This window comes from Streptomyces sp. MGP-BFMKR1 (assembly GCF_057766585.1).
This window is the reverse complement of record NZ_CM173408.1, coordinates 245,290-269,843: the sequence shown is the minus strand read 5'-3', so window position 1 is coordinate 269,843 and position 24,554 is coordinate 245,290. Positions and strand designations below refer to the sequence as shown.

Genomic DNA, 24,554 nt, shown 5'->3' with positions numbered 1-24,554 from the left:
TGCGCCGGGGTCGCTCAGGGCGCGCCGGGCACCGGCAGGCCACAGTGTCGCCGGGCCCGGGTGAGGTGTGTCTCCGGATCGCCGAACAGGCTCCACGGCATGCGCGAGGCGTAGGGCCCCATGGCGGTGAGGACGGCCCGGGCCTCGAACGCCCGCCCGGCCATGAAGAGCGCGTGGGCCAGGTAGGCCAGGTCGAGGACGGGCGTGAAGCGGTAGGTCGCCGCGTGCGGGAACCAGTACTGGTAGACGCTGAGGGCGGTGGTTCTCCACTGCGGCTCCTCCCAGACCCGGTCCGCCAGCGGGGAGGCCGGGTCGTGTCCCTCCGCCAGGGTGACCAGCGGCAACAGGCGCAGTGCCGACGAGGCGGGCGCGCGTTGCCCGAGGAAGGCCGCCACGTCCCAGGCGGCGTTGGCCGAGCCGCCGTTGCGGGTGAAGAAGAAGGCCAGGAACCGGTGGTGGGCCTCGCGGTGCCAGGGGTCGAGCCGCAGGATGCGGGCGAACAGGTACCAGGGGCCCGGGGGAGCGGTGAGCAGGCCGCGCGGCGCGGGGTCGCGCGCCTGGTGCAGGTGGGCGAGGCCCAGGAGGGCGGTCCAGGGCGTGGGGTCGTGCGGGGCCATCTCGGCGGCCCGTTCGCACGCGGCGGTGGCGATGCGGTCCAGCGCGATGGCCCTGCGGTCGTTGCCCTCGGCGGCCCGCGCGGCGCGTAACACCGCCACCCGGGCCCACAGTAACGCCACCTCGGGGCCGGGCTCCTCGGACAACCAGCGCTCCGTCAGGTCGGAGTCGGCCGCCTCGGAGGCCAGGACGAGCGAGCGGTGGGCGCGCAGCCCGAAGTCGTCGCGGGCGTCCCTGAGTACCTCGCGCGCGCTCCAGTAGCGCCCCGCCCGAACGTCCACGCAGGCGCTGGCGAGTTCGCGGTCGTCGGCCGCCGGATGCCACACGTACTGCCCCTCGAACGCGCCCGCGGACATGCTCCCCTGCCGTTCCTCATCGACGACGCCACCCACCCACTCCCCGCCGCTCGCGCCGAATTCGGACCCGAAATCGCACCGGTTCGACGGGCGGCAGAGGCCACACCTTACTCAGCATCACAACGGACGGAAACGGGTCACCGGAATGCGCTGGTTTCCCGCCAGTTACCGGCCGGCAAGGGGCAGTTGGTACGGGCCGATCCGGCTTGGCTGTCATAAGCTGACGCGAATTATGTGTTTGGCATATGCGACGCCGGGTGGCTTTTGTTGAAGGGCGAACGCCTTTCGCGCCCTTGACCGCCGCGGCCCCGTCATTCGCGCGGGGCCCCGCGCGCACGCGGCGTACGGCGGTCGAAAGCCTGGGCAGGCGCGGGCGGAAAGCGCGGCCCGACCCCGCCGTGCGAGGTCGGGCCCGGAGCGAGGCGTCGCACGCCGCCGCCCCTGGGGCCGGGCGCGGCTCCGGGAATCCGACCGCGCGGGGCCGCGTCCGGGCGGGGCGACGGCGGTGCGGTCGACAGCGGAACGGCCCGCCGGTGCGCGGGGCACCGACGGGCCGTGGCCAGGGGGTTGCGTCAGCTTCCGGTCAAGTCCTGGAAGCGGTCGAAGGTCTCGGTCGCCTCGCTGTCCCAGTCCACCGTGACCGTGTCGCCGTCGAGCGTGACATCGCCGCCGAGGCTCTTGTCCTGCTTGCCGCCGCGCTCACACAGCAGCGCGAGTCGCCAGGTCTTCCCCGGTGTGCGCTCCTCGCGCAACCCCTTGCACGACAGGTCGCCCTTGACCAGCGCGGCACCGCTCCTGTTCGCGCCGCTCTGGGTGCTCTTGGCCATGGCGAGCATCCGGCCGTCCTTGGACGAACGCCACACGCCCTCGATCCCCGTGCCCGTCGGGCCGAGGTCGGGGACGTCCGACGCGCTCGGGCTCGGGTAGGTATCGTCGCTGGGCCGCGCGTCGGTCGGGGTCCCGGACGGCTCCGTGCTGGGCGTCGCGGTCGCCGTGGCGTCCGTGCTGGGCCCCGCGACCGGCTTCTTCCCGTCGCCGTCGTCATCGCGGGTGGCGAAGTAGACGCCGCCGGATATCACCAGCAGCGCGGCGACGACCGCGCCGACGATCAGCGCCGTCCTGCGCTGGCCGCGCCCACCGCCCGGCGGCGCCGGATAGCCGCCGCCGTACGGCTGCTGCGGCTGCCCGTACGGAGTGGGCTGCTGCGCGCCGTAGGGGCCCGGCTGTTGGTAGGGGCCGGGGGCCTGCTGCGGCTGCCCGTACGGGCCCGGCTGCTGCGGCGCTCCGTAGGGCCCCGGCTGCGGCTGCCCGTACGGCGAGGCCGGGCCGCCCTGCGGCGGCTGTCCGTAGCCGGGCGGTTGGCCGTAGGCGGGGGCGGCCGGCGGCTGGCCGTACTCGTGGCCCGGCTGCGGCGGTCGCGCGGCGGGCTGTTGGGGGTTTTGCCGGGGGTCCGGCGGTGGGGGAGGGGGCGCGCCAAAGCCGCCGTGCGGAGGCTCGTTGGGAGGCTGGGTCATCGGCGTGCTCCTCTGTGTGTGGACCGGCCAAGAATACCGCCGCCGCCCCGACCGCCCACGGGTTCGCCCCCGCCCGCACACGCGGCGCGGGCGCCGGAGCCCGGCCCCGACGCCCGCGACCTTCGCGGCGGCCGTGTCACCCGCCGCGCGCCCGCTGAGGGGCCCTCACTCCTCGTCGCGGTTGAGCCAGAGCAACCCCCCGCACGTCACCACCGCCAACACCGCGCCCGTCAGCAGCAGCGTGGTCATCCCGAACGTGCCGGACAGCAGCGCGATCACGTACGGCGTGAACATCCCGACGTAGGCCGTGGTCCAGAAGTACGCCGTGAGCCGGGCCAGCCGGTCGGGCGGGGCCAGGGCCGCGACCTCCGTCAGGGCGTAGGTGAGCGCGAGCCCGTACCCGGCGCCGAGCAGCGCGCCCGAGACCAGCGCGAGCGCGGGTTGCTCCAGGGCGGCGGCCGGCGCCGCCAGCGCCAGCCCCACCGTCGTGACCAGCATCCCGATGGCGGCGGTGGCCAGCCGACTGCGGGCGGCCAACCGCCGGGCCAGCGGCTGCACGACGAGTCCGGCACCCGGCACGACGGCCGTCATGATGCCCGCGTACACCGTCTGCCAGCCGGACAGCCCGTCGTCCACCAGGCCGGGCAGCGTGGCGAAGCCGATGGCGGGCGCCGCGAACACCCAGGGCGCCAGCGGTACCACGGCGCGCAGGAACCGGCGCCCGTACGCGGACGTGGACGGCGCGGGGGCGCCCGGCCCGGTGGCGGCGGGCGCGGCGGGCGCGGTCGGTCGCGCGGTGGCCGTCGGGCGCGGCTGCCGTGACTCGGGGACGGGCAGCGCGGCGAGGCCGGCCGCGCTGGCCAGCACCAGGTGCGGCAGGTAGGCGGTCACCAGCGGGTGCGGCGCCCACTGCGCGATCATGGAGGCGACCAGGCCGCCGGAGGCGAAGCCCGCCGAGACGAACAGGCCCGCGCGCTTGGCCGCCGCGGCCGGCGCCGCCTCGGCGACGAACGGCGGGGACGACAACTCCTTGACCCACGCGCTGCCCGCCGCGAGGAGCGCCCCGGCCCCCACGCCGGTGAGGAACCGGCCCGGCAGCAACAGCCAGTGCGCGGTGCTGCCGACCATGAGGAAGACGGACGAGGCCAGGTTCACCCCCAGCGCGACCAGCGCCACCGGGCGGCGCCCGTGACGGTCGGCGAGCGGCCCGCCGACGAGCAGCCCCGGCACCAGGCCGACGACGTACACGGCGAACAGGCCCGTCACGGTGGACTCGGACAGGCCCAGGTGGGAGCGGTAGGCGCCGAGCAGCGCGGAGAACTGGTTGGCGCTCCAGCCCGAGGCCATCATGACCCAGGCCGTACGCAGCCCATAGCGCGACGCCGTGCCCGGCCGCGCGGGACGCGGCGACCGCCATCGGCCGCGCGTCTTGTCGTGATGTGTGGTGGCGCTCATGCGCTCAGTTGTACGGGTGCGCGTGCGTGCCGTGCCGCCCGCCTTCACGAATGGTGAAGGCGGGTCGTCGCGCGCACCGGGACCTCTCTATGGTTGCCGGTATGGACCTTCGCCTGCTGTCGTCGTTCCTGGCGGTTGTCGAGGAGGGACATTTCGGACGGGCCGCGGCCCGGCTCTTCCTCTCCCCGCCCGCCGTCACCCAGCACGTGCGGCGGCTGGAGAGCGAGGTGGGCACCCGGCTGCTGCACCGCAACCCGGTCTCCCTGACCCCGGCCGGCGCCCGGCTGGTCGGCCACGCCCGCGGGCTGCTCGCCGCGGCGAACGCCGCCATGGACGACATGGCCGAACTGGTCCAGGACAAGGAGGCCGACGTCGTCCGCCCGCTCCGGGTGGGGATCATGGGGCACGGCTCGGCGGAGCTGACGCCGGCCGCGATCAACGCCTACCGGCGCGCCCGCCCCGAAGTCCCCGTCGAACTGCGGCAACTCGACTTCACCGAGCACGTCACGGCGCTGATCGAGGACAGCGTGGACGTGGCCTTCGTACGCCCCATGCCGGACGACGAGCGGGTCACGGCCGACGTCCTGACCACCGAGCAGCGGATCGTGGTCGTCCCCGAGGCGTCACCGCTGGCGGACGCCCGCGCGAGCGGCGTGCGCGTCGCGGACATCGCGGACCTGCCCTTCTTCCGACTGCCGTCGCACACCCCGCGCCCCTTCGCCGACTACCTCTACTTCAACGACGAGGCGCAGCGCCGCAGCAGGGACTTCGCGCTCACCCCGCAGGAGGTGCTGACCGGAGTCATCACCGGGCGCGCGGCCGGCTCGGGGCTCAAGTCGTTCGCGCGGTACTACGGATGGCCGGGCGCCGTGTACGTGCCGGTGCTCGACGCGCCGTGGGAGAGCAGTTGCCTCGCCGTCCGGGCCAACGACGCCAACCCGGAGGTACGCGTCTTCCGCGCCCTCACCATCGCCCTGGCCCAGGAACTGGGACCGCTGGTCAACCGGTGAGCGACTCGAGGACGCGGACGCTAGCGGTAGCCGAGCTCGCCGCAGCCGGCGGTGCGCTGCGGCGGAACCGGCCCCCGTGGCACGTAGGCGCGGGGGGCGGTGTGCACCAGCGGGCGCGCGGCGCGCTGTCGGGCGCGGGCCTGCGCGACGGCCAGGCGCAGCACGCGCACGTCGGCCAGCCGCCCACTGCCGTCGGGCAGCGAGAGCCACAGGGCGCGGTGCCCGGCCGGTGGGTGGCGCGGGTGGGGCATCACCAGCCAGTCGTCGTGGCTGAGCACCGTGACGGCCGGGTCTCCCCAGCGGTCCGCGCTGCCGAGGGCCACGGGGATGTAGACGAGCTGGCAGTCCAGATCGCACAGCAGCGGTACGCCCTCCAGGTCGGCGCGCTGCTCGGCGGTCAGCTCGTCGGCCGCCGCCGCGGCCAGCGTGCAGGGCACGGCGACGGCGTCCCAGCCGCAGCCGGCGGGCACCAGCGCGGTGTTCCGCGGCGGGCGCTGCCATTCTGCCGCGAGCCGTTCGGGGCGTGGATGCGAAGCGCTGATCCACCGTTCGGCTGCGTCGGCCCGTTCGGGGGTCAGCGCTGGTCGGCGCGGGTGGCCGCCCTGCGAGAACCAATGCGCCAGCCGCTCTCGGGCGGGATAGCGGGCCATGTGTCCTCCGGGAGCCTTCCCGTAGGCGGGTGGTCACTGCCGCTGGGGGAAGGCGCGTGAGTGGGTGAGCCCGTCCGGAACGGCGGGCGCGGGGCCTGGCGGGTGCGTGCGTCTCCATCTCATGTGCTCCAGACCACCACCCACTATGGTGAGGGAAAAAGTCAGAATGCAAGTCCAGTTTGCAAATTGCAGTTCAGCGAGGAGGGACGGATTGGCCGCCGGCGATCCCCCAGAGGTGCTTCGGCAGATCCTGGGAGCCCAGCTCAAGGAGCTCCGCGAGAGCGCGGGCAGGTCGTACCTGGAAGCGGCCAGGGCGGTGGGAGTCAGCGAGGCGACGATCCGGCGCATGGAGGCCGGCCAGGCCACGCGCTACCTGCGCGCCTCCCTGATGGCGCTCCTCGACTGCTACGGCGTGACCGCGCGCGAGAAGGCCGAGGCCGTCCAGCGCCTCGCGGACGAGGCCAGCCAGCCGAGCTGGTGGCACCCCTACCGGGACGTGGCCCCCGAGTGGCTGCGCACGCGCATCGGGCTCGACGAGGCCGCCCAGCTCATACGCGGCTACGCTCCGCAACACGTGCCCGACCTGCTCCAGACCGAGGAGTACGCCCGGGCCCTGCTGCACGCCGACGACCCGCTGACCGCGCCCGACCCGGAGCGCACCGAGCGCCGGGTGGAGCTGCGGATGCGACGGCAGGCGCTGCTGCGCCGCGAGGAGCCCCCGCGGCTGTGGATCGTGCTCGACGAGACCGTGCTGCGCTGGCCGGTCGGCGGCCCCAAGGTCATGGGCGACCAGGTCGCGCGCCTCCTGGAACTGTCCGCGCTGCCGCACGTGACCCTGCAGCTCATGCCGTACGAACTCGGCCCGCACGTCGCCGCCGGGGCCGGGGCCTTCACCGTCTTCCGGGTCCGCGCGCGGGAGCTGCCCGACATCGTCTCCAGCGAGAACGGGCTCACCGCACCGAGCATCGACACCAAGCGCGAGCACGTCGCGCGCTACCAGGCGGCCTTGGACCACCTGTGTGCCCAGGCACTGCAGGCGAGTGCCTCGCGCGACCGGCTGGGGGAGCTTCACGCACACTGGAGCGACGCCCCCCACGGCACTGGAGGATGACGGTGACGCACGAGCCGCCGCAGACCACCGCGCAGGACACCCCGCCCGCACCCGCCCCACCCGGCCAGCAGGCCACGCCGGTCGTCGCGGCGGAGTCGGCGCTCGCCACCGACCCGGCGCCGCTGCCACCCCCGACGGCCCCCGCGCCGCAGGAACCCGGCGCCACCTACGGGCGGGCGCACGCGGCGCGGATGTACGACTACTTCCTCGGCGGCAAGGACAACTACCCGGCCGACTGGGAGGCGGCCGAGCGCGTCCTCGAGGTCCTGCCGACGGCTCGTACGATCGCCCGCACCAACCGGGCGTTCCTGCACCGGGCCGTCGAATACCTCACCCGGACGGCCGGCGTCACCCAGTTCCTCGACATCGGCACCGGCATCCCCACCGAGCCCAACCTGCACCAGGTCGCCCAGGGCGCGGCGCCCGAGGCGCGGGTGGTCTACGTGGACAACGACCCCATCGTGCTGGCCCACGCGCACGCCCTGCTGCGCAGCACCCCGCAGGGCCGCACCAGCTACCTCCACGGCGACCTGCGCGACCCCGCGGCCATCATGGCCTCCCAGGAGGTGCGCGAGACGCTCGACCTGACGCGGCCGGTGGCGCTGACGCTGATCTCCGTGCTGCACTTCCTGCCGCCGGGGCACGACCCGTACGCGATCGTGCGCGAGCTGCTGCGGCCCCTGCCCGCCGGTTCGTACCTGGCACTGTCCTACGCGACGACGGACTTCGCTCCCGCGCGGATGGCCCGCGCGGCCGAGGTCTACCGGCAGTCGGGCGTCGCCCTGCGGCAGGGCACCAGGGCCGACGCCGAACGCTTCTTCGACGGGCTCGACCTGGTCGAGCCGGGGGTGGCGCCGATCCACCGCTGGCGCCCCGACCCGGGCGCCGGCGCACGCGTCCCGGACGCCGACGTCTCGATGTACGGCGCGGTGGCCCGCAAGCCCTGACGGTGCGGTGGCCGGCAAGCCCTGACGGCGTGGGGGCGGCTGGCGCGCTCGTGCGGGCCGTGGCCTCGCGGGTGAGCCGTCAGCGGTCCTCGGCGGCGCTCAGGTAGACCCAGTGCCCGTCCTCGCGGACGAAGTGGCTCAGTTCGTGCTGGCTGTGCGCGTGGCCGCGCACCGTGAAGTGTGCCCGGAACTCGACGGTGCCGTCGGTGTGGAAGGCGGTGCCGCCCGTGGTGCGCAGGACCTCCAGGCCGGTCCACCGCTGGGCCGGCTCGAAGCTGATGCCGCCGGGGCGGGTGCTGGAGTGCCAGCTCCGCAGCAGGTACGCGGCGTCGCGGACGACGAACGCGCTGTAGCGCGAGCGCATCAGCCGCTCCGCGGTGGCGGCCGTGGTGTGCCCGGTGTGCAGGCTGCCGCAGCACGCGCGGTAGGAGGCGGCCAGCCCGCAGGGGCACGGGGATGCGGGCCCCACCTGGGGCTCGGTCGTCGGTCCGGTCGCCGGTCGCCGGCGCGCGCTCTTCTTCGCCATCCCCCCATTGTCGCCACCCCGTCGCCCCGCCCGGGCCCGGCCCGGCGCGGGTCCGTGCGGGCCGGCGTCAGGGGTACCTCGGCGATCCGGGCGTGGTGAAGGCGCTCGCCGGTCTCGCGCCAGGTCCTGAGGCCGGAGAGGATCATCGGCCAGCCGCCGTGGAGCTGTTCGTCGGCGTCCTCGCGGAGCTCGTCGTGCGGGACGAGCAGCCGACAGGAGTCGGTGATCGGCTCGGTATTCCAGGTGACGCGAGGCCCCCGCGCCCGCACGCCCGCGCCCCGCACGCCCGTGCGGCGTCCGCGCGTCGCGCGCCTGGCCAGCGGCGTGGGCGGGGTCGGGGCGCGGGTGGCGCGAGGGGTGTCGGCCGGGCCCGGAGCACGTCGTTTATGCGTCAACATGAGGCGACCGCTGGTCACCTCACGAACGATCAGTCGCCGGCCTGACGCTGGCCCCGGAGGCCGGCGGTAGCCCGGTAAGTGCCGGTTGGCGTGCGGAAATCCCCGCGAAGTCGGTGTGGTGAGCACGGTCTTCGCGTCGGCCGCGAAACGAGCGCAAAGATCCAGCCGCCGGAGGACCCTTCCGGATTGCCATGTGCACGACTCTTGTGGATGGTCTAGGCCAATGCGACCCTGCCTCTGAATGACCTCCGGGAAGCCGTGACGTGCTGCGTCCCAGCGCGCTACGCCCCTGGGGGCTGTGCGATGTCCCCTGCCTGTAGATCGTTTTTCACTTGTGTTCCCCCCCCAAGTTGGAGAATGGAGCCCCCGATGTCCGTTCGACGCAAGGCCGCCTCCCTGGGCGCGGTCGGCGCCGCGTCCGCGCTGCTCGTGACCTTCACGCCCGGTCAGGCCAGCGCCCACGGCACGATGTTCGGCCCGGTCAGTCGCGTCGCCACCTGCTACGCCGAGGGCCCGGAGAACCCCAAGACGCAGGTGTGCAAGGACCTCGTCGCGACGAGCGGCACCCAGCCGCTCTACGACTGGAACGAGGTGAACATCGCCAACGCCAACGGCCAGCACCAGAGGCTGATCCCGGATGGCAAGTTGTGCTCGGCCAACCGTGAGAAGTACAAGGCGCTCGACTGGGCCCGTACCGACTGGCCCGCGACCAAGGTCTCCTCCGGGGCGATCAACTTCCGCTACCGCGTCACCGCCGCCCACCCCGGCACCATGACCGTGTACATCACCAAGCCGGGCTACGACCCCACCAAGCCCCTCAAGTGGTCCGACCTGGAGACCGCTCCGGTCGCCAAGGCCGGCACCGCCCGCACCGCGCCCAGCGGCTGGTACGAGTTCTCCGGCACCCTGCCCGAGCGCAGCGGCCGGCACATGCTCTACAAGGTCTGGCAGCGCAACGACAGCGCCGAGGCCTTCTACAGCTGCTCCGACGTCGTCTTCGGCCAGGCCGCCCAGGTCGCCGCCAAGGCCCCGACGCAGCAGGAGATCGACGCGGGTGCCGACAAGTCGACCGTGACCCACCACGGCCACGGCGGTGACCTGCCCGGTGAGCAGGCCGCGTCCAACAAGCTCGCCGCCCAGGACGGCAAGGTCGCCCTGAACGCCGAGAACACCGCCGCCGCGGCGGGCGACGGCAGCACGGTCCCGCAGACCATCGCGGGCGCGGCGGCCGTCGGCATCACGGCGGCCTGCTTCATCATGTTCCGCCGCCGCAAGACGGCCTGATCCCACCGGCCCATCGGGCCCGGGGTCGGCGCGTCACCTCCTGCGCGCCGGCCCCACCCGGGCGCGTCCAGCGCCCACCAGCCGCTGGCCGGACCGACAGCCGGCCAGCGGCGCGCGGCGTGAGCCAAGCCGCGGGCTCCGCCAGGGGGCGGGCGCCCGGCGCCGCGGCCAGGCCCGCCTGTGTGGCGGCCTCCACGGCCGCTCCCCGGGCCTCGCCGACGCGCCGGCCCTCGCCCCCTCCCGCGCGACGCGCGCTGCCCGACCCCACGGCCGGGCAACGGCGCGCTCGCGCCCGGCCGCCCCCGCACCGGCGCCAGCCGCGATCACGCGCCGGGCGCGGGGGCGGTCGGCCTCGCGGGCGGCTCAGGCGCTCTCGCTCGCCGGCTGCTCGTGCGCGTGCTTGAGCGCCATGCGCCCGGCCGGCACCCGCGGGCCGCTGAGCGTGGCCCAGAACGGGTGCTGGCTCACCGTCGTGGCCAGGGCGAGCTCGCGCTCGCGCAACTCGGCCACCTCGGTACGCTCCTGCTCGGACCAGCCCGGGGAGTCCGGCCGTTCGCGGGGGCGCCACAGGTCCTGGTCCCTGAAGCCGGGCGCCGGCTCCACGGACCAGGGCAACCGCTCGTAGAGCGCCAGCAACCGGGCACGGACCTGATGCAGCTCCTCCTGGGCTGCCAGAAGATCGCGAGGAAACTCAAACGTTTCGGCCATGCCGAGAATGATACGACTGTTCGAATGCGTGCGACGCGAACCACGCCGAGCAGGGGCGACGATCCCGCCAAAGGGGTGCCAGGAACCGCGCGCCGACCCTTTCCGGCCACCCGTCGCCGCGCGGCCCGGGGCGCCCAGCGCGACGGCCCTCGCGGGCGACCGCGCACGCGCACCGGGCCCGGCCGCCCGCCGGGATGCGTGTGCTGGCGCGGCATCGCAGGCTGGAGGCATGAACGAGACGAATGGGCGCGGGGCGCCGCGCGTGGTCGTGGACGCGCCGCTGGACGGGCGGCGCCGGGTGACGATCGACGGGCGCGACGTGGGGGTGGCGGTCGAGCCGGACGAGGTGCTGCGGATGATGCGACGCGCCGGCGTGCCCGAGGACCGCATCGCCCTGGACGACCCCGAGGTGGTCGAGTGGCACGGCGGCGGCCCCGACGCGTGGCTGGACGCGCCCCCGCGCTGAGGCCGGCGCCCCCCGCCGGGCACGCCGGGCGCGCGGTGGCGGTTGGATCACGTGACCGCTCGGCCGGCCGCCGGTGTGGGGGAGGGGCGGTCGCCGACGCCCTCCGGTCCGGCCCCGTGGGGCGGGCTGGTCGCGAGGCCCGCTCGTCGGTGTGCGCGAGGGGCGAAGAGGCGGCACCGTGGAGACATGACCGAACGTGATAGCCCGCACATCTCGGCCCCTCGTTTCGTCGTGCTGCCCGTGCAGCCGGGCAGCCCACCGTTTCGGTTGGTGGAGGTCGGCGGGGAGGTGGCGGGAACGGCCAGGTCGGTGGTGGACGTGATCGAGATCGCCCAGCAACTGGGCGTACGCCATCTCGACCTGGAGGACCCCGACGTCATCCGGTGGGTCGGCGGCGACCAGTTCACCTGGACCCTTCAGCACCTGCTCTGACCCGGGAGCGACGGGCGGGCCCGCCGCTGCCCCCCCGGGCGGCCGTGGCCGCCGCACCGGGGGCGACCCCGTGGGCGGGTGGCTACCCCGTCCGCGCGGTCAGCTCCGATGCCACACGGAGCGTGGCCCGCGCCGTCGCCGCGAGCCACGCCTCGTCCGCACGGGACTTGGGGGCCGTGGCCACCAGGGCGGCGATGGCCCGGCCGGCCCGGTCACGAATGGCCGCGCCCACCGCGCTCACGTCGTCCTCGCTCTCGGCGTGGTTGACCGCGTACCCACACCCGCGCACCGCGTCGAGGTGATCGCGCAGCGCCGTCCGCGTGGCCGGGGCGCGCTCGGTGGGGGCGTCGAGCTGCTCGCACGGGTAGAGCGCGACCAACTGCTCCTCGCTCAGCTCGGCCAGCATCACCTTGCCCGCCGCCGTGGCGTGCGCGGGCAGGCTCCAGCCGATCCGGCTGCTGACCCGCACGGTCTGCTCGCTCTCGACGCTGTCGATGTACAGCATCCGCGTGCCACGCCGCGTCGCCAGGTGCACCGTCTCGTCCGTCTCGTCCCGTAGCCGCACGAGCGAGCTGCGCGCCATCGAGCGGATGTCCATATTCCGCACCACGGACAGGCCGATGTCCACCAGTGCGGGCCCCGGGCGGTACGCGCGCGAGTGCGTGTCCTGCTCGACGAACTCGTGGTAGCCGAGCGTCGAGAGCAGGCGGTGCACGGTGGAGCGGGAGAGGCCCATGTCGCGGCTGATCTGGTTGACGCGGATCACCTGGTGCTCCTCGAACAGGCGCAGCAGGCGCAGCACGTTGTCGACGGCCCCGATCAACCCCGCCGGGCGGCTCGCCGCCGACTCCGACTCCCGCTCGCCGGCCGGCTCCAGGGTCTCCGCCTCCTCCGCGTTCATGGACTGCACCGTAGCGCAGGGGACCCCGGGTTCCGTAGGGCTGTGGACGGCCGAGGGTGCTCTTGCGACTCCCGTCAACATGTAGCAGTATCCGGGTCGGTGTTCCTCATCGTGACACGTAACGCGCCGATCTACACGAGCAGTTGAGCCCTCATCGCCTCCTCGGACACCGGTCGGCGGCCATCGGGTCGGCCGGGGCGGGGGTGACGAACCGGCGCTGGTCGGCGCCGGTCGCGATGCGGACCGCCAGGAGCGGTGGTGCGCCACGGCGTCCGACACGGGGCGGACGGCGGCAGCGCCGCCCACGTGCCGGGTGCGCGCCCACGCGGGGGATGGACGTGCGCCCGGCCACACGCCGGCTCGTAGCTCCACGCGAACCCCGGGGGAGCGGCGCCGGTCGGTGTCCCGGAGGGCCAACGGGAGGTAGGAGTGGGCGTACGCGTTCCCTTTCTCATCATCGGCGGCGGCATCGGCGGCATGACCGCCGGCCTCTGCCTGGCCCGGGCGGGGTTCGACGTCCACGTCGTGGAACAGGCCCCGGATTTCGGCGAGTTGGGCGCCGGCATCCAACTCGCCCCGAACGCCCTGCGCGTGCTCTCCGCGCTGGACCTCGGCCCCGACCTCGCCGCCGTGGCCGTCTACCCCCGCAACCTGGTCTTCCTCCACGCCGACACCGGCCGCCGGCTGACCACCGTCGACCTCGGCGACGCCTTCCGGGCACGCTACGGCCAGCCGTACACCGTGCTGCACCGCGGCGACCTCCTCGACATCCTGCTCGCCGCCTGCCGCGCGCACGAACGCGTCACCCTGGAGTCGGGGCGCGAGGTCGTCGAGGTGCGCGACGCCGAGGGCGAGTCGGCGACCGTGCGGTTCGCCGACGGCGAGACGTACGCGTGCGAGGCGGTGGTCGGCGCCGACGGCCTGTGGTCGCGCACCCGCGCGTTGGTGGCCGACGACGCGCCGCTGTGCGCGGGGTACGTCGCCTACCGCGGCACCGTCCCGGCCGGCGACCTGCCCGACAGCGTGCGGCCCGACGACGAGCTCATCTGGATCGGACCAGGCAAGCACCTGGTGCGGTACCCCATACGACGCGGCGAGTTGCACAACCAGGTGGCGGTCTTCCGCAGCCGCCGCTACCGGCCCGAGATCGCGGCCAGCGACGACTGGGGCACCGCCGACGAACTGCGGGAACACTTCGCCGACGGCGCCGAGCAGGTGCGCGCGGCGGTCGCCCTGCTCGGCACCCATCGCCGCTGGCCGATGTACGACCGGGCCCCGATCGACAACTGGACCACGGGCCGCGTCACCCTGCTCGGCGACGCGGCCCACCCCATGCTCCAGTACCTCGCCCAGGGTGCCTGCCAGGCCATCGAGGACGCCGAGTGTCTGGCCCGCCACCTGGCGGCGCACGACGGGAAGGCCCCCGCCGCGTTCGCCGCCTACCAGGCCGAGCGCATCCCCAGAACCGCGACCGTGCAACGCCTGGCCCGCGCCTGGGGCGAGGTGTGGCACGACGACGGCCCGGTCATCCCGGCCCTACGGGACCGCCTCTTCGCCCGCCGCGCCCCCGACGACTACACCGACCTGGACTGGCTCTACCAACGTCCCACCCGCTGAGCGCCCGCCCACACCACCGCACCACGCGAGCGACCGAGCGGCCCTGCCGTGTCCGTCGCCGGCGCCGACAGCGTGCCACCCCACGCCGGTCGCCGCGCGCCGCTCCCGCCCACCGAGCGCAGGAGGCCCCATGACCCCCGAGGAGCAACGCCTCTACCAGGACTTCGAACGGGCCGGCCTGGTCCCGCTGTGGACGGTCCGCGAGGGGCTGATGCCGCCGACGCCCACCCCGCGCGCCGTCCCGCACCTGTGGCACTGGGCCCGGCTGCACCCCCTCGCGGCGCGCGCCGGCGACCTGGTCCCGGTCGGCCGAGGCGGCGAACGCCGCGCCATCGCGCTGGCCAACCCCGGCCTGGCCGGGCAACCCTTCGCCACGCCGACCCTGTGGGCGGCCATCCAGTACCTGGGGCCGCGCGAGGTGGCACCGCCGCACCGACACAGCCAGAGCGCGTTCCGCTTCGTCCTGGAGGGCGAGGGCGTGTGGACCGTCGTGGACGGCGACCCGGTCGCCATGCGCAGGGGCGACCTGCTGCTGACACCCGGCATGTGCTTCCACGCCCACCACAACCCCCGCTCCACCCCCATGACCTGGCTGGACGGACTCGACATCCCCTTCGTGCACCACGTGGACGCCGGGTTCTTCGAGTACGGGCCGGACGGCCTGGACGACCGCTCCACGCCCGAGCGCTCCCGGGCCGAGCGGCTGTGGGCACACCCCGGACTGCGCCCCCTGGGCGTGCCGGAACCCGCGCACTCGCCGCTGATCGCCTACCGCTGGGAGCACACCGACGCCGCGTTCACCGCCCAACTCGACCTGGCCGCCGGCGTCGAGCCGGGCCACGCCGCGGTCCGCTTCACCAACCCCGCCACCGGCGGCGACGCCCTGACCACCATCCGGCTGGAGGCCCACCGGTTCGCCGCGGGAGCGCGCGGCGCGCCCACCCGCGAGGCGGGCTCCAGCGTCTGGCAGGTCTTCGCGGGTTCCGGCACCCTCACCTTGGACGGTCGGCGCCACCCCGTCGGGCGCGGCGACCTGGTGGCCGTCCCCTCCTGGACCGAGCTGGCGATCGAGGCGGCCGACTCCCGCGAGCCCGAGGCGGCGGGAGCGAGCCTGGACCTCTTCCGCTTCAGCGACGCGCCCGTCCTCGAACGCCTCGGCCTCGCCCGCGCCGCGCCACCCCCGCCACGCCCCGGCGCACGCCGGTGAACCGAACTCCGGCCGGCGCGCGGGGCTTTCGCCGCCTCACGGCACATCGCGGCACATCGCGGCACATCACAGGGCATCACGGGGCGTCGCCCGTCGCGTCGTATGGGTCGCCGCGTGGCGACGATCCCGGCACGCTCATCCCTGAGCTACCTCCTGTGGGTGATCAACTGGTCGGCGTGTTGGTCAACTTGACGTAGATATCCGGCCAGGGAGGCGATTTTTTCCCTACCTCCGTGTGAGCATCTGAAGGCAGAGAGTGATCACCCTGAAGGGTGGGGTGATGCGCGGAGAGCTGGCAGCCGACCCCCAGGAACCATCCGGCGCGCTGCGGCGCGTGTGCCACGGGCCCCGGCCCGTCAGCCTCCACTCACGGCACGGCGGGGGAGGGACGTTCAGTGACGGGCGGAGCGCAGGAAGAACCGGTCGCCGTCGTCGGACTGGCCTGTAGGTTGCCCGGGGCACCCGGGCCCGCGGCCTTCTGGCGACTGCTCACCGAGGGGCGACACGCGATCGGCGAGCCCCCCGCACAGCGACGGCCCAGCCTCGCCGTCGCCCCCGGCCAGCGCGGGCCACTCGGCGGCTACCTGGACCAGGTGGACGCCTTCGACCCGGCCTTCTTCGGCATCTCGCCCCGCGAGGCCGTGGCCATGGACCCCCAACAGCGCCTCGTCCTCGAACTGGCCTGGGAGGCCCTGGAGGACGCCGCGATCGTGGCCGACACGCTCCGCGACAGCCCGACCGGGGTGTACGTCGGCGCCATGTGGAGCGACTACGCCAGCGTGCTGCACCACGGCGACCCCGAGGCCGTCTCCCGCCACTCCATGACCGGCACCCACCGCAGCCTCCTCGCCAACCGTGTGTCCTACCTCCTCGGCCTGCGCGGCCCGAGCCTCACCCTCGACGCGGGCCAGTCCTCCTCCCTGGTCGCCGCCCACCTGGCCGCCACCAGCCTGCGCACCGGCGAGTCGGAACTCGCCCTCGTCGGCGGCGTCAACCTCATCCTCACCAGCGACAGCACGGCGACCTCCGAGCGACTCGGCGCCCTCTCACCCGACGGCCGCTGCTACGTCTTCGACGCCCGGGCCAACGGCTACGTGCGCGGCGAGGGCGGCTGCGTCGCGGTCCTCAAGCCGCTGCGCCGCGCCGTAGCCGACGGCGACCGCGTCTACGGCGTCATCCGCGGCAGCGCCGTCAACAACGACGGCACCTCCACCGGCCTGACCGTGCCGAGCCGGGCCGCCCAGGAACAGGTGCTCCGCCTGGCCTACGCCCGCGCGGGGCTGACCCCCGCCGACGCCCAGTACGTCGAGTTGCACGGCACGGGCACGCCCGTCGGCGACCCGATCGAGGCCGCGGCCCTCGGGGCCGCCCGCGCCGACGGGCCCCCCGCGCGGGCACCGCTGCGCGTCGGCTCGGCCAAGACCAACGTGGGCCACCTGGAAGGCTCCGCGGGGCTCGTCGGGCTGGTCAAGACGCTGCTCAGCCTCCACCACCGGCGCCTCGCGCCCAGCCTCAACTTCCGCACCCCGCACCCGGACATCCCACTGGCCGAACTCGGCCTCGCCGTCCAACGCGAGGCGGAACCCTGGCCCGCGCAGGACGGCCCGCTGGTGGCCGGCGTGAGCGCCTTCGGCATGGGCGGCACCAACTGCCACGTGGTGCTCGGCGAGGCCCCGCCCGCCCGCGCCCACACCACGGCGCCGCCACCCGCGTCCGCCCACCCGGTAGCAGCGTCAGCCGCCCGCCCCCGCGCCGCCCGCCAGACGGACACGGCGCCGGCGGCCCCGACCTGGCTGCCCTGGGCGCTCTCCGGCCGCGACCCGCGCGCGCTGCGCGCACAGGCCCGGCGGCTGGCCGACCGCGTCGCGGACGATCCGGCGCCGCGGCCGTGCGACGTCGGCTGGTCCCTCGCCGCCGGGCGCACCCCCTTCGAGCACCGGGCGGTCATCGTCGCCGCCGACCCCGCGCGCCGCGCCGCGGCCCTCGCCGCACTGGCGCGCGGCGAGTCGGCGCCGGACCTGGTCGAACCCCCGGTGGGCGGAGCCGGGCCGGCCGGCCAGCGGGTGGTCTTCGTCTTTCCCGGCCAGGGCTCGCAGTGGGCCGGCATGGCCACCGAACTGTGGGACCACGCACCGATCTTCGCCCGCCGGATGGCCGAGTGCGCCGAGGCCCTCTCCGAGTTCGTGGACTGGGATTTGGAAGCCGTGCTGCGCCAGGCGCCCGGCGCGCCCCCGCTGGCGCGCGTGGACGTCGTACAGCCCGCGCTGTTCGCCGTGATGGTCTCCCTGGCCGCCCTGTGGCAGGACCACGGCGTGGTGCCGTCGGCCGTCATCGGCGCCTCCCAGGGCGAGACGGCCGCCGCCTGCGTGGCCGGCGCCCTGTCGCTGCGCGACGCGGCCCGCGTGGTGGCGCTGCGCTCCCAGGTCATCGGCGCCATCGCCGGCGGCGGCGCCATGGTCTCGCTGGCGCTGGGCCCCGACGCGGCCACCGAGCTGATCGCGGCCTGGGACGGCCGACTGTCGCTGGCCGCCGTCAACGGCCCCGCGTCCGTCGTCGTCTCCGGCGAGGCCGACGCCGCCACCGAACTCGTGGCCCGGTGCGTCGCCGACGGCGTGCGCGCCCGCTGCATCCCGGTGGACTACGCGTCCCACTCGGCCCAGGTCGAACCGGTACGCCCACGGCTGGTGCGAGCGCTGGCCGACATCGCGCCACGCCCGGCGACGATCCCGCTCTACTCCACGGTCACGGCACAGCCCCTGCGCGGCACCGAACTCGACCCCGGGTACTGGTACGAGAACCTGCGCGGGACCGTCCGCTTCGCGCAGACCGTCGACGCGGTGCTCGACGCGGGCGACGCCGTGTTCATCGAACTGTCCCCGCACCCCGTGCTCGTGCACGGCATCGAGCAGAGCGCCGAGGCGCGCGGCGCCGAACACACGGCGGCCATCGGCTCCCTGCGCCGGGGCGAGAGCGGCCCGCACCGCTTCCTGACCTCGCTGGCCGAGGCGTACGTGCACGGTGTCACCGTCGACTGGACCGTCCCCTTCCGCGACACCGACGCCACCCGCACCGACCTGCCCACCTACCCCTTCCAGCGGCAGCGCTACTGGCCCGGCGGGCACAGCCACGAGGCGTACGAGACGCCCGAACCAGAAGACGCCGACGGCCCGCGGCGCGCCCAGCTCACCGCGCCAGCCGGGGACGACCGACGCCGGGCCGTGGCCGCCCTCATCCGCGCCCAGGTCGCCCAGGTCCTGGCGTACGAACCGGACGACGTCGACGCCCGGCGGACCTTCAAGGACCTGGGCTTCGACTCGCTGGGCGCCATCGACCTGCGCAACCGGCTCGGCCGGGCCACCGGGCTCCGGCTGCCCTCCTCGCTGCTCTTCGACCACCCCACCATCGAGCACCTGGAGCGCCACCTCAGCACCGCCCTGGCCCCCGCCGCGCGCGACGCCCCCAGCCCTCTGGCCGTGCCCCGCAGCCGCCCCGCCCCGGCCGAGGTGGCCCGCGACGACATCGCCATCGTCGGCATGGCCTGCCGCTACCCCGGCGAGGTCGCCTCGCCCGCCGACCTGTGGCGGCTGGTCGCCGAGGGACGGGACGCGATCACCGGCTTCCCCACCGGGCGCGGCTGGGACGAGGAGCTGTACGACCCGGACCCGGAGCGGCCGGGTAAGAGCTACGCCAGGCAAGGCGGGTTCCTGCACGACGCCGGCGGCTTCGACGCGGCCTTCTTCGGCATCTCGCCGCGCGAGGCCCGCGGCATGGACCCCCAACAACGGCTGCTGCTCGAAGTGGCCTGGGAGGCGGCCGAACGTACCGGCATCGACCCCACCGCGCTGCGCTCCAGCGCCACCGGCGTCTTCGTCGGCGGCACCGCACTCGACTACGGCCCGCGCATGCACGACGCCCCGCGGGGTGTCGAGGGGCACCTGCTCACCGGCGGCCACACCAGCGTCCTGTCCGGGCGCATCGCCTACCACCTGGGCCTGACCGGCCCCGCCGTCACCGTGGACACCGCCTGTTCCTCCTCGCTGGTCGCCCTCCACCTGGCGGTGCGCTCCCTGCGCCAGGGCGAGACGGAACTCGCCCTGGCCGGCGGCGTGACCGTGATGGCGACGCCGGGCATGTTCCTCGAGTTCTCCCGGCAACGCGGCCTGTCGCCCGACGGGCGCTGCAAACCCTTCGGCGCGGGCGCCGACGGCACCGGATGGGCCGAGGGCGTCGGGCTCCTCATGCTCGAACGCGTACGGGACGCGCACCGCAACGGCCACCGCGTGCTCGCCGTCGTACGCGGCACCGCGGTCAACCAGGACGGGGCGTCCAACGGCCTCACCGCGCCCCACGGTCCGGCCCAGCAGCGCGTCATCCACCAGGCACTCGCCGACGCCGGCCTGGGCACCGGCGACGTCGACGTGGTCGAGGCCCACGGCACCGGCACCGCGCTGGGTGACCCCATCGAGGCCGAGGCCGTACTCGCCACCTACGGCCGCGACCGGCGCGAGGCGGAGCCCGTCTACCTGGGCTCCCTCAAGTCCAACCTCGGCCACACCCAGTCAGCCGCCGGCGTCGGCGGCATCATCAAGATGGTCGAGGCCATGCGGCACGGCCTGCTGCCCCGCACCCTGCACGCCCGCGAGCCCACACCCCACGTCGACTGGGACACCGGAAGCGTGGCCCTGCTCACCGAGGCGCGCGCGTGGCCACACACCGACCGGCCGCGCCGGGCTGCCGTCTCGTCGTTCGGCATCAGCGGCACCAACGCCCACGTGGTGCTCGAAGAACCGCCGCCCGCCACCCCCGAAACCGAGGCCAGTGCGGCGCCGCCCACCCCGGCTGACGCCCCCGTGCGCGAGGCAGCCCCGCTGCCCTGGCTGATCTCGGCCCGCAACGACCGCGCCCTGCGGGAACAGGCGGCGCGCCTGCGGGAGTTCCACGCCCACCACCCCACCGCGGCCCCGGCCGACGTGGGCTACTCGCTCGCCACGACCCGTACCGCCTTCGAACGGCGCGCGATCGTGTTCGGCGCGACGTCCGAGGAGTTCCACACCGGCCTCGACGCCTTGGCCCGCGGCGGGAACGTGCCCCACCTGGTGCGCGGCGACGCCTCCCACGCCGGCGCCACCGCCTTCCTGTTCACCGGCCAGGGCGCCCAGCATCCGGGCATGGGACGGGAGTTGGCAGCGGCGTACCCGGTGTTCGCGCGGTCCCTGGAGACGGTGTGCGGCGCGTTCGACGAGCACCTGGACCGCCCACTGCGCGAGGTCATGTTCGCCCGCGACCACCCACCCGGGGCGACGCCCGGCGCTGCGCCGGAAGCCGAGCTGCACCAGACGGCGTACGCCCAGCCGGCGCTCTTCGCCCACGAGGTGGCCCTGTTCCACCTCCTTGAGCAGTACGGGCTCACGCCCGACGCGCTCGCCGGGCACTCCGTCGGCGAACTCGCCGCCGCCCACCTCGCCGGCGTGCTCTCGCTCGCCGACGCCGCGACGCTGGTCGCCGCCCGGGGCCGACTCATGCAGGCGGCCCGCCCGGGGGGCGCGATGATCGCCGTGCAGGCAACCGAGGCCGAGGTGGTGCGGTCGCTGGCCGAGCACACCGACCGGGTGACCGTCGCCGCCGTCAACGGGCCCACCGCCGTGGTGATCTCCGGAGACGAGGAGGCCGCCACCGAGGTCGCCGACCGCTGGCGCGCGCGAGGCCGCAAGACCCGCCGCCTGCGCGTCAGTCACGCCTTCCACTCCCCGCACATGGACGCGGCGCTCGCCCCGTTCCGTGACGTCCTGGCCCGCCTCGACCTCCGGGCACCGAGCCGCCCCCTCGTCTCCACGCTCACCGGGCGACTCGCGACGGCGGCGGAGCTGACCTCGCCCGACTACTGGGTGCGCCAGGTGCGCGAGCCCGTACGGTTCCTCGACGCCATCCGCACCCTCGAAGAGCGCGGCACCACCGTCTTCGTCGAGGTCGGCCCCGACGCCGTCCTCACGGCCATGGCGGCCGAATCGTTCCACAGTCAGTCGTCCACCGCCCACGCGCTGCTGCGCGCCGGGCGCCCGGAGGCCGAAACGCTCGTCGCCGGCCTCGGACGCGCGCACGCACACGGCGCGCCGCTGGACCTGACCAGGTTCTTCCCCGGCGCGCGGCGGGCGGAGTTGCCCACGTACGCGTTCCAGCGCGACCACTACTGGCTCGCCCAGCAGCCCCGCACGGACCCGCGCGGCCTCGGGTTGGAGAGCGCGGAGCACCTCTGGTTGTCGGCCGCGGTGTCGCTCGCCGACCGGGACGAAGCCGTGCTCACCGGCCGCCTCTCGGTCGCCGGCCACCCCTGGCTGGCCGACCACACCATCGGCGAGCGCGCCATCGTCCCCGGCACCGCCTTCCTGGAGCTGGCCCAGGCCGCGGCCCGGCACGTCGGTGCCGCGCGGGTCGTCGACCTCACCCTGGAGACCCCGCTGCCGCTGCCGGCCAGCGGCGGGCTCCAGATCCAGGTCACCGTCGGCGCCCCCGACGCCTCCGGCCAGCGCCCGCTGGCCCTGTACGCCCGCGCGGACGCGCCCGACGGCGAGCCGGGCCCCTGGACGCGCCACGCCTCGGGCGCGCTCGGCCCCCAGGCGCCGGACACCTGGGAGGAGAAGTCCGCCGACCAACCCGCCGCCTGGCCACCTGCCGAGGCCACGCCCGTCGCGGTGGTCGACGTGTACGCCCGACTGACCGACCGGGGGTACGACTACGGCCCGGCCTTCCGCAACCTCACGGCCTGCTGGCGACACGGCCGGGACCACTACGTCGAGGTGCGGCTCCCCACGGACCAGTCCGCGGTCGCCGAACGGTGCGCGATCCACCCCGCCCTGTTGGACGCCGTGCTCCACCCACTGGTCGCGGACGCCACGCGCGCGGGCGATCCCGACGAGGTCTGGCTCCCGTTCGCCTGGGCCGGCGTCACCGCGCACGCCACCGGCGCGACCGAGCTTCGCGCCCGCCTCCACCCCACCGGCCCGGACACCGTGGCCCTGACGGTCACGGACCTGACCGGGGCGCCCGTGGCCTCCGTACGGTCCCTCACCCTGCGGCCCGTACGCACCGCCAAGCTCGCCGCCGCCGGGCGCGGCCAGGGGAGCGGCCCGCTGCCGCTGTACACCGTCGCCTGGGAGCCGCTGCCCGCCCCCACCGCCGACACACCCGCACCCGCGATGGTGCGGCTCACCGTCTCGGCCGACGCGCACGGCCCCGGAGCCGACGGTGTGGTGCGTCCGGAGACGACGGTCGGCCAGACCGGGCCTGAGACGCCGACCAACCCCCCACGGGAGGCCGCGGCCTCCACGCGGCCTCCCGTACGGACAGCGCCCCAGCAGCCATGCGCGCAAGCACGGGCGGGCGGGGCACTGGCTCTGGACGTCACGCCGGACGCCGAGGTGGTTCTCGCCAGGGTGTGGGCCGAGCCCGGCGAAGCCGACCCGGTGCCGGCCGCGCACCGCATGGCGGAGCGCGTGTTGGCACTCGTCCAGCGGTTCCTGAGCGACGACCGCTTCGCGAAGGCGCGGTTGGTGGTCGCCACCCGTGGGGCTATCGCGACCCGCCCGGGCGAGGACGTGACGGCACTCGCCGCCGCCCCGTTGTGGGGACTCCTCCGTAGCGCGCAGACCGAACATCCGGGCCGTGTCACCCTGCTCGACCTCGAACCGACCGGCGACGACGCCCTCCTGTCCGCGGCCCTCGCCAGCGGCGAACCGCAGCTCGCGGTGCGAGCCGGCCGCCTCCTCGTACCGCGCCTGGCGCACCTGCCGAGGGCGGCGGTCGCGGCGGAACCGCCGGTCGCCGGGTCCCCGCCACCGCGCGGTGCCACCCGCGACATCGCCGACCCCCGAGCGTGCGACGAGGCGGCGGCGGGCAGCGCGGCCCGGGACGCCGGGACGGCCCGGACGGGGGAGGCCGCTGAGGGTGTCGCGGTCGCGTTCGACCCGCACGGGACCGTCCTCGTCACGGGCGGGACCGGCGGGTTGGGCTCGCTGGTGGCCCGCCACCTGGTGACCGCGCACGGGGTGCGGCACCTGTTGTTGCTCAGCCGTCGCGGCCCGGAGGCGCCCGGCGCGCGCCGGCTCACGGCCGAACTCGCCGAGCGGGGCGCGCGGGTGACCGTGTCGGCCGTGGACGCCGCGGACGAGGGGGCGCTCGCCCGGCTGCTGGCCACCGTTCCCAGCGCCCACCCGCTGACCGCGGTGGTGCACGCGGCCGGCGTCGTCGACGACGGCACCCTCGACACGCTCACCCCCGAGCGGCTCGCGGTGGTGCTGCGGCCCAAGGCGGACGCCGCCTGGAACCTGCATCGGTCGACCGAGGGCCGTCCGCTGGCCGCGTTCGTGCTCTTCTCCTCGTTGGCGGGCCTGACCGGGGCCGCGGGGCAGGCCAACTACGCGGCGGGCAACACCTTCCTCGACGCGCTGGCCGCACACCGCGCGGCCCGTGGACTGCCCGCGACATCCCTGGCCTGGGGCCTGTGGGACGCCCCGCAGGGCATGGTCGGCGCGCTCACCAACGCCGACCGCACGCGGTGGGCCCGCGCCGGGGTCGCCCCGCTCGCGGTGGAGCGCGGCCTCGCCCTGCTCGACGCGGCGCTCGCCAACCCGCACGCGCTCCTCGTGCCGGCGGCGTTCCACCTGGCCAGGTTCCGGGCCCACCCCGAGCAGGCGCCCGTCATGCTGCGCGGCCTGGTCGGCACCCCGGCGCGACGGCCCAGCCCGGGCGGCGCGCGCACGGACCCCGCGCCGGACGCCTGGGCCGACCGGTTCGCCGCCCTGCCGGAGGGGCAACGGGCGGAGGCCGCCCGCGCGTTGGTGCGCGACGTGACCGCCGCCGTGCTCGGCCACACCGACTCGACCGCTATCGATCCCGAGCACGGCTTCAAGGAGATCGGCTTCGACTCGCTGGCCGGGGTGGAGTTGCGTAACCAACTGCACGTCGCCACCGGAGTGCGGCTGCCCGCCACGGCCACCTTCGAGCACCCCACGCCGGCGGCGCTCGCCTCCCACCTCCTGCGCGCGCTCAGCACCCATGCCGAGGGCGCCGCGTCACCGGACCCCGTCGCGGAGCGGCTGGCCGCGCTGCGGCCGGCGGTCGCGGCGGCGGCCTCGGAGCCGGAGGGGTACGAGCGGGTCACGGCCCAGCTCCGGGCGCTGCTGTCCGCGGCCCATACGGCGGGGATGGACACGGCAGCCGCCTGGTCGAGGAGCGAAGCCGTGACGGACGAGGAGTTGTTCGCGCTGTTCGACCAGCGCGAATGAGCGACAGTCGGTCGAGGCCGCCCTGCCTCCGCGACACCGCGCTGCGGAGGCCCGGCCCGCACGCGCCCCGGCGGGC

Annotated in this window: 16 protein-coding genes; 9 read left to right on the top strand and 7 right to left on the bottom strand. The window is 75.3% G+C overall.

What is annotated here, in order from left to right:
* Positions 1–14 precede the first annotated feature (14 nt).
* The 3 genes from AC3CHW_RS00815 to AC3CHW_RS00805 form a co-directional block, all read right to left on the bottom strand.
* Positions 15–971, bottom strand: a complete 957-nt coding sequence (locus AC3CHW_RS00815; protein WP_488469184.1) for a hypothetical protein — start codon at positions 969–971, stop codon at positions 15–17.
* 572 nt (positions 972–1,543) lie between these two features.
* A complete protein-coding gene (locus AC3CHW_RS00810) occupies positions 1,544–2,485 on the bottom strand; it encodes a hypothetical protein (RefSeq protein ID WP_488469183.1) in 942 nt (313 codons plus the stop codon).
* A gap of 165 nt (positions 2,486–2,650) precedes the next feature.
* Positions 2,651–3,940, bottom strand: coding sequence for an MFS transporter (locus AC3CHW_RS00805; protein ID WP_488469182.1), 1,290 nt, complete (start codon positions 3,938–3,940; stop codon positions 2,651–2,653).
* 101 nt (positions 3,941–4,041) lie between these two features.
* Between AC3CHW_RS00805 and AC3CHW_RS00800 the strand changes: the two genes are divergently transcribed.
* Positions 4,042–4,950, top strand: a complete 909-nt coding sequence (locus AC3CHW_RS00800) for a LysR family transcriptional regulator (RefSeq protein WP_187063908.1) — start codon at positions 4,042–4,044, stop codon at positions 4,948–4,950.
* Between the two features lie 20 nt (positions 4,951–4,970).
* Here AC3CHW_RS00800 and AC3CHW_RS00795 read toward each other — a convergent pair whose 3' ends face one another.
* Positions 4,971–5,600, bottom strand: coding sequence for a hypothetical protein (locus AC3CHW_RS00795; protein WP_176165632.1), 630 nt, complete (start codon positions 5,598–5,600; stop codon positions 4,971–4,973).
* 166 nt (positions 5,601–5,766) lie between these two features.
* Between AC3CHW_RS00795 and AC3CHW_RS00790 the strand changes: the two genes are divergently transcribed.
* Both AC3CHW_RS00790 and AC3CHW_RS00785 read left to right on the top strand, forming a co-directional pair.
* Positions 5,767–6,711, top strand: a complete 945-nt coding sequence (locus AC3CHW_RS00790; RefSeq protein ID WP_387595094.1) for a helix-turn-helix domain-containing protein — start codon at positions 5,767–5,769, stop codon at positions 6,709–6,711.
* 2 nt (positions 6,712–6,713) lie between these two features.
* Positions 6,714–7,658 (top strand): SAM-dependent methyltransferase, encoded by a 945-nt coding sequence (locus tag AC3CHW_RS00785; protein ID WP_488469181.1) that lies wholly within the window; start codon positions 6,714–6,716, stop codon positions 7,656–7,658.
* A 79-nt stretch (positions 7,659–7,737) separates the two neighbouring features.
* Here the strand turns inward: AC3CHW_RS00785 and AC3CHW_RS00780 are convergent, their stop codons facing one another.
* On the bottom strand, positions 7,738–8,184 hold the full coding sequence (locus tag AC3CHW_RS00780) for a YchJ family protein (RefSeq protein WP_176165635.1): 447 nt from the start codon (positions 8,182–8,184) through the stop codon (positions 7,738–7,740).
* A 767-nt stretch (positions 8,185–8,951) separates the two neighbouring features.
* Here AC3CHW_RS00780 and AC3CHW_RS00775 point away from each other — a divergent pair.
* Positions 8,952–9,866, top strand: a complete 915-nt coding sequence (locus tag AC3CHW_RS00775; protein ID WP_187063902.1) for a lytic polysaccharide monooxygenase auxiliary activity family 9 protein — start codon at positions 8,952–8,954, stop codon at positions 9,864–9,866.
* A gap of 363 nt (positions 9,867–10,229) precedes the next feature.
* On the opposite strand, the gene AC3CHW_RS00770 is transcribed toward AC3CHW_RS00775, so the two are convergent.
* Positions 10,230–10,574 (bottom strand): hypothetical protein, encoded by a 345-nt coding sequence (locus tag AC3CHW_RS00770; protein ID WP_398611047.1) that lies wholly within the window; start codon positions 10,572–10,574, stop codon positions 10,230–10,232.
* 229 nt (positions 10,575–10,803) lie between these two features.
* Here AC3CHW_RS00770 and AC3CHW_RS00765 point away from each other — a divergent pair, with 229 nt between their 5' ends.
* Positions 10,804–11,040 carry a hypothetical protein gene (locus AC3CHW_RS00765; protein ID WP_176165638.1) on the top strand — a complete coding sequence of 79 codons (237 nt, stop codon included), beginning with the start codon at positions 10,804–10,806 and terminating at the stop codon, positions 11,038–11,040.
* Positions 11,041–11,226: 186 nt separating this feature from the next.
* On the top strand, positions 11,227–11,472 hold the full coding sequence (locus AC3CHW_RS00760) for a hypothetical protein (protein WP_176165639.1): 246 nt from the start codon (positions 11,227–11,229) through the stop codon (positions 11,470–11,472).
* 82 nt (positions 11,473–11,554) lie between these two features.
* Here the strand turns inward: AC3CHW_RS00760 and AC3CHW_RS00755 are convergent, their stop codons facing one another.
* Positions 11,555–12,373, bottom strand: a complete 819-nt coding sequence (locus tag AC3CHW_RS00755; RefSeq protein ID WP_488469180.1) for an IclR family transcriptional regulator — start codon at positions 12,371–12,373, stop codon at positions 11,555–11,557.
* A gap of 429 nt (positions 12,374–12,802) precedes the next feature.
* Between AC3CHW_RS00755 and AC3CHW_RS00750 the strand changes: the two genes are divergently transcribed.
* The 3 genes from AC3CHW_RS00750 (at position 12,803) to AC3CHW_RS00740 (ending at position 24,478) form a co-directional block, all read left to right on the top strand.
* A complete protein-coding gene (locus AC3CHW_RS00750) occupies positions 12,803–13,990 on the top strand; it encodes an FAD-dependent monooxygenase (protein WP_488469179.1) in 1,188 nt (395 codons plus the stop codon).
* Positions 13,991–14,120: 130 nt separating this feature from the next.
* Positions 14,121–15,197 carry a cupin domain-containing protein gene (locus AC3CHW_RS00745; RefSeq protein ID WP_488469178.1) on the top strand — a complete coding sequence of 359 codons (1,077 nt, stop codon included), beginning with the start codon at positions 14,121–14,123 and terminating at the stop codon, positions 15,195–15,197.
* A 395-nt stretch (positions 15,198–15,592) separates the two neighbouring features.
* The gene (locus tag AC3CHW_RS00740; RefSeq protein ID WP_488469177.1) at positions 15,593–24,478 is read left to right on the top strand and encodes a type I polyketide synthase; all 8,886 of its coding nucleotides are present in this window, start codon (positions 15,593–15,595) and stop codon (positions 24,476–24,478) included.
* Positions 24,479–24,554 lie beyond the last annotated feature (76 nt).